Origin of the sequence: Arthrobacter sp. UYEF20, from assembly GCF_040546335.1 — a bacterium.
GTDB lineage: Bacteria > Actinomycetota > Actinomycetes > Actinomycetales > Micrococcaceae > Arthrobacter.
Genome location: NZ_JBEPNP010000001.1, coordinates 180,154 through 193,773, shown reverse-complemented (window position 1 = coordinate 193,773; position 13,620 = coordinate 180,154). Strand labels below are relative to the sequence as shown.

General features: G+C 65.7%; 13 protein-coding genes and 1 pseudogene. 11 read left to right on the top strand and 3 right to left on the bottom strand.

Annotation, left to right across the window (positions count from 1 at the left end; genetic code table 11):
- Positions 1-78 precede the first annotated feature (78 nt).
- From ABIB26_RS23720 to ABIB26_RS00895, 8 genes and pseudogenes are all read left to right on the top strand, one after another.
- Positions 79-1,098 (top strand): annotated as a pseudogene (locus ABIB26_RS23720) (hypothetical protein); the annotation flags it as partial.
- On the top strand, positions 1,089-1,649 hold the full coding sequence (locus ABIB26_RS00925; RefSeq protein ID WP_354238721.1) for a LacI family DNA-binding transcriptional regulator: 561 nt from the start codon (positions 1,089-1,091) through the stop codon (positions 1,647-1,649). The pseudogene ABIB26_RS23720 and the gene ABIB26_RS00925, both read left to right, overlap by 10 nt.
- A 122-nt stretch (positions 1,650-1,771) precedes the next feature.
- Positions 1,772-2,449 (top strand): GntR family transcriptional regulator, encoded by a 678-nt coding sequence (locus ABIB26_RS00920; RefSeq protein ID WP_354238720.1) that lies wholly within the window; start codon positions 1,772-1,774, stop codon positions 2,447-2,449.
- A 232-nt stretch (positions 2,450-2,681) separates the two neighbouring features.
- Positions 2,682-3,401, top strand: coding sequence for a DUF969 domain-containing protein (locus tag ABIB26_RS00915; RefSeq protein WP_354238718.1), 720 nt, complete (start codon positions 2,682-2,684; stop codon positions 3,399-3,401).
- Entirely contained in the window at positions 3,398-4,369 is a 972-nt protein-coding gene (locus ABIB26_RS00910) for a DUF979 domain-containing protein (protein ID WP_354238717.1), read from the top strand. The genes ABIB26_RS00915 and ABIB26_RS00910 overlap by 4 nt, the downstream gene beginning before the upstream one ends.
- 27 nt (positions 4,370-4,396) lie before the next feature.
- Entirely contained in the window at positions 4,397-5,431 is a 1,035-nt protein-coding gene (locus ABIB26_RS00905) for a DUF2891 family protein (protein ID WP_354238716.1), read from the top strand.
- Between the two features lie 282 nt (positions 5,432-5,713).
- Positions 5,714-6,670 carry a DMT family transporter gene (locus ABIB26_RS00900; RefSeq protein ID WP_354238714.1) on the top strand — a complete coding sequence of 319 codons (957 nt, stop codon included), beginning with the start codon at positions 5,714-5,716 and terminating at the stop codon, positions 6,668-6,670.
- 492 nt (positions 6,671-7,162) lie between these two features.
- On the top strand, positions 7,163-7,399 hold the full coding sequence (locus tag ABIB26_RS00895) for a hypothetical protein (protein WP_354238712.1): 237 nt from the start codon (positions 7,163-7,165) through the stop codon (positions 7,397-7,399).
- Positions 7,400-7,478: 79 nt separating this feature from the next.
- Here ABIB26_RS00895 and ABIB26_RS00890 read toward each other — a convergent pair whose 3' ends face one another.
- Positions 7,479-8,486: a bile acid:sodium symporter family protein gene (locus ABIB26_RS00890; RefSeq protein WP_354238710.1), complete on the bottom strand. Its 1,008-nt coding sequence runs from the start codon at positions 8,484-8,486 to the stop codon at positions 7,479-7,481.
- Positions 8,487-8,681: 195 nt separating this feature from the next.
- On the opposite strand from ABIB26_RS00890, the gene ABIB26_RS00885 reads away from it, so the two are divergent.
- Positions 8,682-9,497: an IclR family transcriptional regulator gene (locus ABIB26_RS00885; RefSeq protein ID WP_354238708.1), complete on the top strand. Its 816-nt coding sequence runs from the start codon at positions 8,682-8,684 to the stop codon at positions 9,495-9,497.
- Here the strand turns inward: ABIB26_RS00885 and ABIB26_RS00880 are convergent.
- A complete protein-coding gene (locus ABIB26_RS00880) occupies positions 9,494-10,627 on the bottom strand; it encodes an aromatic ring-hydroxylating oxygenase subunit alpha (protein ID WP_354238706.1) in 1,134 nt (377 codons plus the stop codon). The genes ABIB26_RS00885 and ABIB26_RS00880 overlap by 4 nt on opposite strands.
- A gap of 70 nt (positions 10,628-10,697) precedes the next feature.
- Entirely contained in the window at positions 10,698-11,888 is a 1,191-nt protein-coding gene (locus ABIB26_RS00875; RefSeq protein WP_354238704.1) for an NAD(P)/FAD-dependent oxidoreductase, read from the bottom strand.
- Positions 11,889-12,126: 238 nt separating this feature from the next.
- Between ABIB26_RS00875 and ABIB26_RS00870 the strand changes: the two genes are divergently transcribed.
- Both ABIB26_RS00870 and purU read left to right on the top strand, forming a co-directional pair.
- On the top strand, positions 12,127-12,477 hold the full coding sequence (locus ABIB26_RS00870) for a bifunctional 3-phenylpropionate/cinnamic acid dioxygenase ferredoxin subunit (protein ID WP_354238702.1): 351 nt from the start codon (positions 12,127-12,129) through the stop codon (positions 12,475-12,477).
- Between the two features lie 114 nt (positions 12,478-12,591).
- The gene (purU, locus tag ABIB26_RS00865) at positions 12,592-13,563 is read left to right on the top strand and encodes a formyltetrahydrofolate deformylase (RefSeq protein WP_354239271.1); all 972 of its coding nucleotides are present in this window, start codon (positions 12,592-12,594) and stop codon (positions 13,561-13,563) included.
- Positions 13,564-13,620: the final 57 nt, after the last annotated feature.

The window sequence follows — 13,620 nt, the reverse complement described above, 5'->3', positions numbered from 1 at the left end:
GGAGTCTCATCCGGCGGGGGTTCTTCGTGCCTGGTTCCTTGATTGTCAGAGGTTCTGCTGCCAGACCGCCAACTGCAGCCGCGCCGGCTGCGTGAGATGCTGGCCCTGCACCGGGCGGGGGTCCTGCGGTTCCTCGGCCCGGGGCTGCAGGTCACGGCGGAGGAGGAAACCGGCCGCTTCGTGGCCCGCTCCGCGGGTTCCTCCGGGGCTGAGGGTACCGGCTCCGGCGCCGGGAGCACCGGCTCCGGTGTCTCCGTGGCGGCCACCGCCTACATTGAGGCGCGGCTGCCGGCGCCGTCCGTGGAGCGCTCGGCGAATCCGCTGCTGCGCCAGCTGCACCGCGCGGGGATGGGCGCCGCGCAGCAGCTGCTGCGCGCGGACGGGCTGCACTCCACGGGGTGGCTCCTCGTCTCGGATCGCCACGAGCTGATCAACCCCGTGGGGGAGCTGCAGCCGAGGCTGTTCGGCGTCGGCCCGGGAACCTCCGGCTGGGGCGCCGGGGCGTTCGCCCGGCCCGGCACCAACGCCGCACCCTTCCGCGAAAACGATGCCCTCACCCGTCGGATCCTGACGATTCTCGCCGGAGATCACGCGCGCCGGACCACGCCCGGAACAGCGCCCGAAACGGCTTCTCAAACGGCGCCCGGAACGGCGCCGGGACTGACGGTGCTGAACCTGCCGATGAGCGATCCCCGCGTGCGGCCGCTCCTGGCCGAGCTGGCCACGGAATACGACACCCGGTACGGGCACCTCCTCGGCCGGGGAGCCGCGGCGGCGGAGCTCAACCGGTACCCGGCCGGCGAATTCGCGGATCCCGGCGGGGCGCTGCTGATCGTCCGGGAGGGCGGTGAGTCCGTGGCCGGCGGCGCGTTCCGGCGTCGTGGTCCGCAGACGGCCGAATTCAAGCGGATCCGGAAAGCATTGGCCCGCTGGCCTTCACCAAGAATCTGCGGCCGGCTTCGGGCTAAAGTTCAACGCAGGACGGCATTTTCAGGGCCGCCGCGGCTTCGCGGCGGTGAACTACCCGGGAGCAACCAGTGCGGCAAGGATCCACGCCTACCATCCGCGACGTCGCGGAGGCGGCAGGGGTGTCCCTGACCACCGTCTCCTACGTGCTCTCCGGCCGGCTCGGCGGGACCACGCGGATCAGCCAGCCCACCCAGGACCGCGTGCACTCCGCAGCTCGCCAACTCGGTTACGTTCCCAACCGAGCGGCCCGCGGGATGCGGCGCGGACGGACGGACGTCGTGGCCGTGGCCATCACGGATCTCGACGACTCCTGGGACCGGGCGCTGGCCACCGCCGCGGCACGGATCCTGCCGCGCCACGGCTACCAGCCGGTCATCCTCCTGGGCGAAAGCTGGCGGCAGTTCATGCTCTCCGGCGGGGCCGACGGCGTCATCCTCGGCTCAGTGCCGGCGGACCGCAACCCCGGCGACCTCGCGGCGATGGCAGAACTCGACTCGCGCGGCGTGGCCCAACTGGTCTTCTCGGACACCCTGCAGCCCGCGGGTTTCGATGTGCTGGCCCCCGGTGCGGGTTCGGCGTCGGGCGCGGAAGTCTGGGCGGAACACGCCGTGGCCCGGTTGCAGGACCGGCTGAACGGCCAGACCCCCGCCGACGGCCTGCGGGCCGACGTAGGGGATTGAAAGGTGGCGGCGGCCGTGCTGCCGCACGACAACAGGGCGCGGATGGTTCCTGCCAGGGTTGCGGCACGGGCTGTGCATTGTGCTGTGCTCCCGGCTTCGAAGAGCGGCCTAGGCTGGTGGTCATGACGTTTGAGGCGGTATTGGAAGAATTGCGCCAGCTGGCCAGGGGTGCAACCCATGCCCACACCGGCCTGTGGGTCTCGGCCCAGCTGCGCCAGCGGATTTCGGCCGGCCAGCTAGCCCCGGGCACAAAACTGTCCGAGGAAGCCCTGGGCGAGGCGCTCGGCGTCAGCCGCAATACCCTGCGCGAGGCTTTCACGGCCCTGCATGCCGAACACATCATCACCCGCATTCCGAACCGGGGCGTGTTCGTCGCCCAGCCCAGCGCGGAGGACGTCCGCGAGATATACCGTGTGCGGCGCTTTCTCGAGCCGGCCGCCATCATGTGGCAGGCTCCAGCGTCCGTCGACGAGCTGCGCGACATTGTGGCTGCGGGCCAAATGGCCCGATCCCGCGGGGATATTCCCGGTATGGCAGCCGCCAACCAGGAATTCCACCGCGCCGTGGTGGCACGGGCGGCCAGCGAGCGGCTGAACGCACTCATGGCGCAGGTGCTGGCCGAGATGCGCCTGGTTTTCCACGCGATGGGGTCCGATCCCGCCTTCCATGAACCCTACCTGGCCGACAATTTGCGCCTGATCGAGCTTGTGGCCTCCGGGGACAACGCCGCGGCGGCGGAGTTCATGCGCCAGTACCTGGACCGTGCGGAGGCCCAATTGCTGGCGGCAATGGCCCGGTAGCTGTAGTTGCGTGGCGCGGCCGGCCGAATGTGTGCGGCGCGGACCGGCGGGAGCGCCATTAAATCCGCCGCGCCGGACGCCTTGTCAGATTGTTGAACAAAAGCATATGCTGTTGGTCACAGTGATGGGCACCACTATCCGTGGAAAGTTGATCCGCGACAGGCCGTTGGCCGTGCCTCACCAACTACAATCGACCGCTGACCGGCCATGGCCCATGCGGGAACGGATAAATATGCTCGTACTCATCGGGGTCTTGCTGGTGATCGTTGGCTTCGCCATCCGCCTGAACCCACTGATCGTTGTCACAGTCTCCGGCATCGTCACAGCCCTCCTCGGCGGTCTGTCTCCACTCGAAATCCTCAATGCGTTCGGCTCCGGCTTTGCCAGCAGCCGTTCCGTGACTGTCTTTGTCGTGGTGCTGCCGGTGATCGGCATCATCGAGCGTTACGGTCTGCAGGAGCAGGCCAAAGCGCTGATCTCCAAGCTGGCCAAGCTGACGGCCGGCCGGGTGCTGCTCGGATATCTGCTCGTCCGCCAAGGTACGGCGGCGCTGGGTCTGAACAGCATCGGCGGCCATGCCCAGACAGTGCGTCCGCTCGTCTTCCCGATGGCGGAAGGCGCCGCTCTCCGCCGCTACGGCACGGTTTCAGAGAAGGTCAAGGAAAAGATCAAGGGACACTCCGCCGCCGCGGACAACGTGGGCGTGTTCTTCGGCGAGGACATCTTTGTCGCCGTCGGTTCCATCCTGTTGATCACCACGTTTGTCGACACCACCTATGGCCTTCACCTGGAGCCGCTGGAGCTTGCCGTGTGGGCCATCCCCACCGCAATCATCGCCTTCCTGATCCACGGCTTCCGCCTGCTGCGCCTCGACCGGCAGCTGGACAAGGATGCCCGCTCAGTAGAGGAAGAGAAGACCCTGCAGACCGTCACCGCCGGAGGAAACGCATGATCAAGGTTGAAGCCGTATTCTGGCTGATAGGCCTGCTTTTTGTCGCCTGGGCATTCCTGATCGCCCGGGACACGAGCCACCCCAAACGCTGGGGCAGCTCCACCTTCTGGGGCCTGTTGGGCCTGTGTTTCTTCTATGGCACCTGGGTCCAGGCCGGCACGGCGCCGCCGTGGGTCCTCGGAATCGCCGTGCTGGTCCTCGTCGCACTGGCAAGCACCGGTCTGCTGGGTGACGGCAGAGCCAAGACCACCAGCGTGGACAGCCGTACCGAGTCCGCTGCCAAGTTCGGCAACAAGTTGTTCATTCCGGCCTTGACCCTGCCCGTGGTCACCGTCATCATCGTGCTGCTGGCTCCCGTGTTGAACGTCGGCGGCCAGCCGCTGTTCGATCCAAGCAACACCACGCTCGTGGCGCTGGCCGTGGGCGCCGTGGTGGCCGCGATCGTCGCGGTGGTGCTCCTGCGCCCCAAGCAGAAACTGGCCCCGGTATTCGAGGGGCGCCGCATTCTTGAATCGATCGGCTGGGCCGCGCTGCTGCCTCAGATGCTTTCCACCCTCGGCATCCTGTTCACCAAGGCCGGCGTGGGTACGGCCGTCGGCACTCTGGCCAAGGGCATGCTGCCCGAAGGCTCGCTGCTCGCCGCGGTCCTTGTCTATTCCGTGGGAATGTTCCTCTTCACGGTACTGATGGGCAACGCCTTTGCCGCGTTCCCCATCATGACTGCCGCCATCGGCTGGCCGGTTTTGGTCCAGACCTTCCATGGCACCCCGGCGATCATTTTCGCGATCGGCATGCTCGCCGGTTTCTGCGGCACGCTCTGCACGCCGATGGCGGCCAACTTCAACCTGGTCCCGTCGGCGCTGCTGGAAATGAAAAACAAATACGGCGTGATCAAGGCCCAGATCCCGACCGCCATCCCGTTGCTGGGCGCCAACGTCGGGCTGATGTACTTCCTGGGCTTCAACTAGCCTGCATCCGAAACGCAAGGAGAACGCATGAATGCCACCACCGTCCACGCTTCCGTCGAGATGGACACACTCGCCCAGCAATACGCGGATATCGTCCTGGAGAACCTGTCCAGGCCATACCCCTACGCCTCGCACCATGTGGAAAAGTCCTTGACGGACCGCCCCAGCCCGCAGCAACTGCACCCGGCGTTCCATACGTCCTTCGATTGGCATTCCTGCGTGCACATGACCTGGCTGGGCGTGAGCCTGCTTGAGCACGGTCTCGACGCCGGGCGGGACGCGGCACTGCGGACCGCGCTGGAGGCCAACCTCACGGCGGAAAACCTGGCGGTGGAGGGCGCCTACCTGTTGGCCAACCCCAGCTGGGAGCGCCCGTACGGCTGGGCGTGGCTGGTGCGCCTGGCCGCCACTGCCGCAAGCTCTCAGGATGAGCAGGTCCTCCGCTGGGGATCCGCCCTGGACCCGCTGGTGGACATCGCGGCATCCCTCGTGGCCGGCTGGACAGCCAAAGCCGAGTTCCCGGTACGCCACGGACTGCACACGAACGCCGCCTTCGGACTGGGCATGATGTTGGATTCCTTCCGCCTGCTGGGCCGTGGTGACGCCGCGGCAGTATGCGAACAGGCCGCCCTGCGCTGGTTCAGGAACGACGCCGGATGGCCGGGGGAGTGGGAACTGAGCGGCCAGGACTTCCTGTCCGCAGGCCTCAGCGAGGCTGACCTCATGGTGCGGGTACTGGCGGCCGACGACTTTTCCCGCTGGTTTGACGCATTCCTGCCCGGCCTGTCCGCGGATGCCCACATCCTGGCCAAGGCCACCGTGACGGATGAGTCCGACGGCTACCTGGCCCACCTCAATGGACTGAATCTCACGCGTGCCGGCCAGATCATCCGCATCCGGAAAGCCCTGGCGGCAGGCGGCGCCACCAACGCCGTGGATGTCTTGGGCGAGGCGCTGGAGCCGCTGCTCTCGGCCGGCCTGAGTTCGGTCGTCACGGAGGAGTTCATGTCAAGCCACTGGCTTGCCAGCTTCGCCTGGGACGCGCTGGTCTCCGCGCGGTAGTCATAGCGGCGGCGCATTGCACGGACCAAGGCCGGAGCCGAATGCCGGCGTGTCAGGGGCTTTGCCCCGTGTGTCATTTTTCGAAGTCGTCTGCACAACTCCGCTGCCCCAGGATGGTCTTCAGTCCAGGCCTTTTGGTTGAATGAGACATTCATAGTTTCCTTGGATCATGATTCCGTTCCAGAATACTTTTCGTATCCTCGCTCTGCCTCTGGATGACGGAGCTGCAAGCCACCTTGCGGGTACCGATAAATCCCTAACGTGGGCTGAGTAGTGTCTGATATGGGCCCCTCCCGGGCCACGGCACGGCAGACCTCGATCGTCGATGGGTTGCTTCTCGCCGTTGCTGTGGCTTGGGGTTCAACTTATTGGGTGGCCAAGGAACTGGTCAGCCCGGACACGGTGCTGGCGGTTCTTGGCGTCCGAATGGTGTTGACCGCCCTAGCTCTTGGCCTGATTCTCCTGGCGATGCGAAATCGGTTGAAGAAGACTGAGGTAGTGATCGGCGGGATTCTGGGTCTGCTGTTGTCGACGGTCTTTACCTTCGAAACCTTCGGCATTGCGGCGACCAGCGCCACCAACGCCGGGCTCATCATCAGCCTGACCATTGTGATGACCCCTGTGCTGGAGACCGTTGTCGGCAAGCGGAAGCTGAGCCGGCTGTTTTACCTGGCTGCGGTGATCGCGGTTGCCGGCGTCTACTTCCTCGCCACGGGTGGCGCGTCTGCCTCCTTCGGCTTGGGGGACTTGCTGATCCTGCTGGCCGCCGTTGCCCGGGCTTTTCATGTAACGGGGATGCACCGGCTCTCGGCAGGACGCAGCGTGGATTCACTGAATCTGACCTTCGTGCAGATGGCCACGTGCGGGCTGGTGTTTCTGATCATGTCGAGCCTCTGGGGCACCCCGATCACGAGCTATGCCGGAAGCATGGACGGGTCCGCGGCACTGCAAATGGCCTATCTCGTGATCGTGTGCACGCTGTTCCCGTTCTTCATTCAGATGTGGGCGGTACGCAAGACCTCCCCGACCAGGGTGAGCCTCGTGCTCGGAACCGAGCCTGTCTGGGCTGCGGTCATCGGTGTCACGCTCGCTGGCGACGTCCTGGGCCCTATCGGCATTGTCGGTGTGGTGCTCGTGCTGACCGGCACCATCTGGGGACAACGGCTGGAACTCAAAGCTCCTCATATTGCTGTGCAAGCCGCCCCTGAACCAGAGGAAGCCCGCACTCCGACGGCATGAGCTGACGAGACCGTCAAGGTCACCTCATGTGCGGACCGGCTTGGCCGACTCGGCTCCTTGGTAATGGGACAGGTCAGTAGACGATTCGCTGCCTCATCAAGGAGTTGAAGCTGGGGGATCTCCAGGAGACGGCGCGGGCGCTGGGAGCTCATGCGGAAGATTTCATCGGCGATTCCGAGCAGCTCTCCGCTACCTCTGCGCCCAATGCCCTTGCGTCGATCCCTTCGCCAGGACCAGTACCAAATGCCCGCCAAACCGGCCGGCACACCAAGCACTGCCACTGCCCCAATCAAGAAGTCCATGGTGGCAACCACAGCTGTCAATCCCCTTCCATGGGCCTGGTGGTCCTTGCCGGAGTCTGAAGCATGTCCCATTCTCCAGAAACAGGGACACATTCGGCGGGATGATGCCGGTCGAGGTCAGCCCTGCGAGGTCTCGCTGGGTGGACGCTCATCTTTGCCGGCGGGATTCTGCGTCCCGAGGATGAGGAACGTGATGCCCATAGTGAAGAACGCAATCCAGGCCGTGGTGCCCAGAAATATCATTGCGATCGCAACGGCAAGGAAAACGATCCCGATCGGTAAGAATGCCGTGCCCCCGTTTCTCTTCGCTCGGCCGTTCGACTCCGACATGGGCTTTCTTTCACCGTTCATCTGGCCGACGCTACGTCGTTCTTCTGGCCGACGCTACGTCGGCGAACGGAGTCGCCGCAAACGCTTCCGCGACTGAGCGCTGCTGCCGAACGGATGTTCGGAGACTGGGAGGTGTTCAATTTTCGCCAGCCGGACCACGGTCAAGGGCAAAAACCCTAGGCGTCCTCCAGCGGACGCCGCGCCAGCCAGGCCGCCACGATCGCGCCGGAGATGTTGTGCCACAACGAGAACACCGCTGACGGCAGCGCGGTCAGCGGGCTGAAGTGCGCGGTGGCCAGTGTCGCGGCCAGGCCCGAGTTCTGCATGCCGACCTCGAAGGCCAGCGCCCGGCGGGCCTTGTCATCCAGGCGCCCCAGCTTGCCGGCGAGGTAACCCAGGCCCAGCCCGAAGCCGTTGTGCAGCACCACGGCGAGGAACACGATCCCGCCGGCGGCGACGATCTTGCTGGCGCTCCCGGCGACCACGATCGCCACGATCAGTGAAATCACGACGGCGGAGGCCCAGGGAAGGGCCGGCAGCACCCTGGCCACGAGCTTCTTGAGGAACAGGCGGGCCAGCAGACCGGCGATCACCGGCAGAAGGACGGTCTTGACGATGTCCAGCACCATGGCGTCGGCGTCGATCTGCAGGTAGGACCCGGCCAGGAACAGCACCAGCAGCGGCGTCACAATCGGGGCAATCAGGGTGGACACGGAAGCGACGGCCACCGAGAGGGCGACGTCGCCCTTGGCCAGGAACGCCATCACATTGGAGGCGGTGCCGGACGGGGCGCAGCCGACCAGGATCAGGCCCACAGCCAGTTCCGGCTGCAGGTTCAGGGCGACGGCGATCAGCCAGCCGGCGCCGGGCATGATGACGTAGTGCGCCACGATGCCCAGGACCACGGCCCAGGGGCGCTTGGCGACGGAGGCGAAGTCGGGCGGCGTCAGGGTCAGGCCCATGCAGAACATGATGATGCCGAGCAGGTACGGCACGCTGGGGCCGAGGGGCTTGAAGGCCCCCGGCAGCAGGTATCCGGCGACGCCGGCGGCGACCACCAGCAGCGGGAAGACGGTGACCGCGATGCGGGCGACCTTGGCCTCGGCGGCGAGAGTGGGATTGGCCGGGGCCGCGCCAGCGCTGGTCTCGGGGGCGGACTGGGGGGATTTGGTTGCCTCAAGCATCCAAGTATGATGACACTGCGGCCGCGCCGTACCCAGTTCATGACCGGCCGGCGGAGGAATATGTCAGATTTTTGGACGAGCAGCCGCGCCCGGCGGGGGAGGCCCGAACGCCCGGCGGACGGATGCCGTCGGCACGAAGTGCGGCACGCTGCCCCGACGGCGGGGTCCCTGCGGCCCTTGACCTCGTTTGAGACTATGGCTTCTATGATGGCCGACGACTTCTCCCCGCTTGACCCCGAATCCGGCGCGCAGCATGGCGGCGTGCAGTCCGTGGACCGCGCTATCACGGTCCTGGAAATCCTGGCGCGCACCGGCGATGCAGGCGTCAGCGAGATCGCGGAGGAAATGGGGGTCCACAAGTCCACGGCGTCCCGCCTGCTCAGCGCCCTGGACGCCCGGGGCATGGTGCAGCAGAACAGCGATCGCGGAAAATACCAGCTGGGTTTCAACATCCTGCGGCTGGCCAGCGCCATCCCGGCCCGGCTGAGCGTGGTCAAGGAAGCCAGGCCGGAGCTGGAGGATCTCGTGGAAAAGTTCGGCGAAACCGTGAACCTTGCGGTGCTGCGCTCCCACTACGCGGTGAACGTGGACCAGGCCATGGGCCCGTCCACCCTTGCCACCCAGGACTGGATCGGCGGACTGACTCCGCTGCATGCCACCTCCAGCGGGAAGGTGCTGCTTGCCGCCCTGGCCGCCGAGGCGCGCAACCGCGTCCTGGCCGAAGCCGGACTGGAACCCTATACCCAACGGACCATCACCTCCCGGGACGAACTGGAAAAGCAGCTTGCCGGCATCGCGGACGCGGGTTACGCCACGGTGTATGAGGAACTGGAACCGGGCCTGAACGCCGTCGCCGTTCCGGTGCGGAACCACCGCGGTGCGGTGGTTGGTTCGGTGAGCATTTCCGGACCGGCGTTCCGTTTCGATCCGGAGCGGATACCCGGCCTGATTGATGAGCTCAAGCAGGCCGGGCATTCCATCAGCGCGAAGATGGGCTACATCGACGCTTAGGCCGTTCCGGCGCCGCCGATTTTTTCCGTCACCCACCGATGGAAGGCTTGGATATGGTGCTCGCTGGGCACCAGCACCCCGCCCTTGGCATAGATCTTCGATCCCATGGCCGGCTGGCAACGTTCGCAGGCATCGAAGTCCTGCTCATTGACACGGTGGAACAGTTCAACCGAGGCACTGATGTCCTTGCCGCTTTCCACCACGCTGGGCAGGTACAGCCAGTCGCATTCAACAATGGTCCGGTCCGCTGCCATCGGGAACATCCGGTGGATGATCACGTGGTCCGGCACGAGGTTCACGAAAACCGTGGGTTTGATGGTGACGGCGTAGTAGCGGCGGTCCTGATCGTCGCCCACCCCCGGGATCCGGTCCAGTCCCTCGGAGCCGTCAATGGTGAAGCCCTTGATGTCGTCGCCGAATTCGGCGCCGTGGCCCACGAAGTACTGCGCGGCCAGGCCGTCCGCGAACTCCGGCAGCACCTCCGTCAGTTCGGGGTGGATGGTGGCGCAGTGGTAGCACTCCATGAAGTTCTCGATGATGAGTTTCCAGTTGGCCTTGACGTCATACTTGATGCGCCGGCCCAGGCTCAGGTTGGCGATGTCGTAGTCATCCACCGCGCGCAGGTCGCCGAGCCGTTCCGCAATGGCGCCCATCACGTCCGTTTCAAAGGACGGCGGCTCATCAGCCAGGCACACCCAGACATACCCGAGGTATTCACGGACATGGACCTTCACCAGTCCGTATTCGTTCCGGTCGATGTCGGGCATTTTCGTCAGGTTGGGAGCCGCGATCAGCTTTCCCTCGAGGTCGTACGTCCAGGCGTGGTACGGGCACTGGAAGGAGCGGTTGGCCTCGCCGGATTCCTCCATGCAGAGCTTGACGCCGCGGTGCCGGCAGATGTTGTAGAATGCCCGGACCTCGCCCTTTCTGGTGCGGTTGATGAGCACGCTCTCACGGCCCACCTGCACGGTCTTGAAGGATCCGGGCTTTTCGAGGTCGGCGGTACGCACGGCGCAGAACCACATCTGTTCAAAGATGCGCTCCTGTTCCGCGCGGAAGATTTCCTCGCTTACGTAGGTGTGGCCCGGCAGGGTGGGGATGAGACTCGGCGAGGTTACTTCGGTGGTCATTAATGCTCCTCTGCGGTGACGGACGTCGGGGTGGTCATTCGGGTAATCACGCAAGTGGTGTGTCAGTTTTTCAAGCGGGTGCCAGGCTGGCTGCGGCGTTGAGCTGGCGGCGCCACCGGGTGAAGAGCCGCGGCTGGTTGGCGCCCAGCACAGCCACGGGATCAGCGCCGCGGTAGTAGACAGCCAGGAAGCTGTGTTCCGCGGGATCGCCGGCCTCGATGGCCACGCGGTCCGCGTCCCGGGCGTGCCCGGCGAACTGAAGTTTGACGTTGTATTGGTCGGACCAGAAATACGGCAGGCTCACGGGGCGCTGCGGGGCCTCCGGGTCGAGGAGGGCAGCCACGGCCAGCGCGGGCCGCTCGGCGGCGGCACTCCAATGTTCCACGCGGTGATGCCGGGCGGACCGCCCGTCCCACCATGCGGCGCAGTCACCCACGGCGACCACTCCCGGTACGCCGGTCCGGCCCATCCCGTCGCACAGTACGCCGTCGCCGAGCTGCAGGCCGGAGCCTGCCAGCCAGCCGGTGTTGGGTGCGGCTCCGATTGCCACCAGTACGACGTCGGCGGGCAGGTAGCGCCCGTCGGCAAGCCGCACTCCGGTGACGTTTCCCTCACCGCTGTAGTAGGAGTCAATGCTCGCGTCACACACCAGCTCCACCCCGTTAAGGCCATGGAGCCTGGCCATGACCGCACCCATTTCGGCTCCGAGGGGGCCGGCCAAAGGGACCGAGGAGGAGCAGATCACGGTGACCTCCATTCCGAGAGCGCGCGCGGTGGAGGCCACCTCCGCGCCGATGAACCCGGCCCCCACGATCACCAGGCGGCCGCCGGGCAACAGCTCGGGTGCCAGGTCCTGCGCATCCTGCAGAGTCCGGAGCGTGAAGACATTGTCCAGTCCGGCGAGTTCGGGCAGGGTCCGGGCGCGGGCCCCGGTGGCGATCACGACGCCGTCGGCCGGGATGGCCCGGCCGTCGCTGAGGAAGACGGTCCGGGACTCCGCATCCAGCCGCACGGCCTTGGCGCTGAGGATCCATTCGGCCTGCAACGGTTCGGCGTCGGGCCCTATCCCGGGGGCTTCCAGGAACAGGTGATCGCCGTGGAGTTTGCCTGCCAGGAAATCCTTGGACAGCGGCGGCCTGTCATACGGCCGATGTGGCTCTTCACCGATGATGACCAGCCTCCCGTTGAAGCCCTGCGCCCGGGCTGCCCGGGCGGCCGATATTCCGGCGAGTGATGCCCCCACGATTGCCAAAGTCCTCATGGCCGCCTTCCCGTTACATAAGTTGCAACCAATTGCGTATAGCGCAACAAACCGTCTTCTGGGAGACAGCGTGACTTACGCCACTCGCCAGTGTCAATAGCCCCGCGCAGTTAAGCCCGGACCCTTGACAAGAGCGAGTGGCATAGATCACTCTGTTGCGTATTGTGATTGCCGTTGATGATGGCACAACCCCTCCAGCGGGGGAGGCCCGTCACCAGTGAAAAAAGAGGTTCATTCAATGCACAACGCATGCCCACTCAGCGCACTGGCTCCCGGAGAAGCACTCCGGCTCGACACATCCCCGCCCATCGCCGTTTTTCACACCGAAGACGGCGAACTCTTTGCACTCGACGACACGTGCACCCATCAGGACGCCTCACTGGCAGACGGCTGGGTGGAAGGGTGCGAGGTCGAATGCCCACTGCACGCCTCCAGATTCAACCTGCGGACCGGGGCCGTGGACGCCCCTCCGGCAAAACTCCCCGTCCGCGTCCACACGGTAACGGTGGTGGACGGCCAGATCATGGTCCAGGAGTCCGAGGACGCTCCCAACCTTCCTCCCGGCCTCACGGTTGACGGACACGCCTAGGGCCTTCGCAGCACTAAACCAAACTCCAATCCAGGCAAAGAGGGGAAGACCTTGACGCTACAACTGAGCAATGAGCTCCGGGAGAATGAGCTCCAGGAGTTCGCAGTCCCGCCGGTGCACATCCCGGCGGCGCAGGCCACGGCAGCACCCGGGCGGCAGGCGACGCCGTTCGTCCTGACAGTGGCCTGTCCCGAGCGCCGCGGAATCGTCCACGCCGTCTCCAGCTTCCTGGCTGTGCGGGGTTTCGACATCGCGGAGCACCAGCAATTTGATGACCATGTGAGCAACACGCTGTTCCTGCGCACCGCCTTCACGGGAACTCTCTCAGCCATCCCCGCCCCCGGCCCGGCGGGCTTCGCCCGCTCGCCCGATCCCTCTTCCGGCAGCATCGGCGACGACGCAACCAACAGCACGGCAGCTTCCCTCGCCGCTGACTTCGCCGCGGTCGCCGACGAATTCGGGATGACATTCCGCTTCCATGACGACCGGCCGCAGCGGGTACTGGTCATGGTCTCAAAATTCGGCCACTGCCTCAACGACCTGATTTTCCGGTGGAAGGCGGGGAGCCTCGGCGCGGACCTCGTCGCCGTCGTCTCCAATCATGAAGACCTGCGCTACATGGCGGAAGCAGCAGGCCTGCCGTTCATCCATGTCCCCGTTACGGCGGCCACCAAGCCGGAGGCCGAAGCCACATTGCTCAGCCTCGTGGACGAGTACCAGGCAGACCTCGTCGTACTGGCCCGCTACATGCAGATCCTTACCGACGAACTGTCCGGGGCACTCCTCGGCCGGGCCATCAACATCCACCACTCCTTCCTCCCGGGGTTCAAGGGCGCCAAGCCCTACCATCAGGCCTACGACCGGGGGGTCAAGCTGGTGGGGGCCACCGCGCACTACGTCACCGTCGAGCTGGACGAAGGCCCCATCATCGAGCAGGAAGTCTTCCGCGTGGACCACAGCGCGGATCCGGATTCCCTGGTCACCACCGGCCGGGACGCCGAGGCCATCGCGCTCTCGCGGGCAGTGAAGTGGCACTGCCAGCACCGGGTGCTCCTGAACGGTTCAAGGACCGTCGTCTTCCGCTAGACCCCCGCCACATCTGGCGCCACAGCCGCGCCCTGCAGTATGCCGTATGTCAAGAAC

Coding starts and splice junctions, on each gene's coding strand:
- ABIB26_RS00920 (WP_354238720.1), top strand. CDS start 1,772: ATGACGTTTGAGGCGGTATTGGAAGAATTGCGCCAGCTGGCCAGGGGT.
- ABIB26_RS00915 (WP_354238718.1), top strand. CDS start 2,682: ATGCTCGTACTCATCGGGGTCTTGCTGGTGATCGTTGGCTTCGCCATC.
- ABIB26_RS00910 (WP_354238717.1), top strand. CDS start 3,398: ATGATCAAGGTTGAAGCCGTATTCTGGCTGATAGGCCTGCTTTTTGTC.
- ABIB26_RS00905 (WP_354238716.1), top strand. CDS start 4,397: ATGAATGCCACCACCGTCCACGCTTCCGTCGAGATGGACACACTCGCC.
- ABIB26_RS00900 (WP_354238714.1), top strand. CDS start 5,714: ATGGGCCCCTCCCGGGCCACGGCACGGCAGACCTCGATCGTCGATGGG.
- ABIB26_RS00890 (WP_354238710.1), bottom strand. CDS start 8,486: ATGCTTGAGGCAACCAAATCCCCCCAGTCCGCCCCCGAGACCAGCGCT.
- ABIB26_RS00885 (WP_354238708.1), top strand. CDS start 8,682: ATGGCTTCTATGATGGCCGACGACTTCTCCCCGCTTGACCCCGAATCC.
- ABIB26_RS00880 (WP_354238706.1), bottom strand. CDS start 10,627: ATGACCACCGAAGTAACCTCGCCGAGTCTCATCCCCACCCTGCCGGGC.
- ABIB26_RS00875 (WP_354238704.1), bottom strand. CDS start 11,888: ATGAGGACTTTGGCAATCGTGGGGGCATCACTCGCCGGAATATCGGCC.
- ABIB26_RS00870 (WP_354238702.1), top strand. CDS start 12,127: ATGCACAACGCATGCCCACTCAGCGCACTGGCTCCCGGAGAAGCACTC.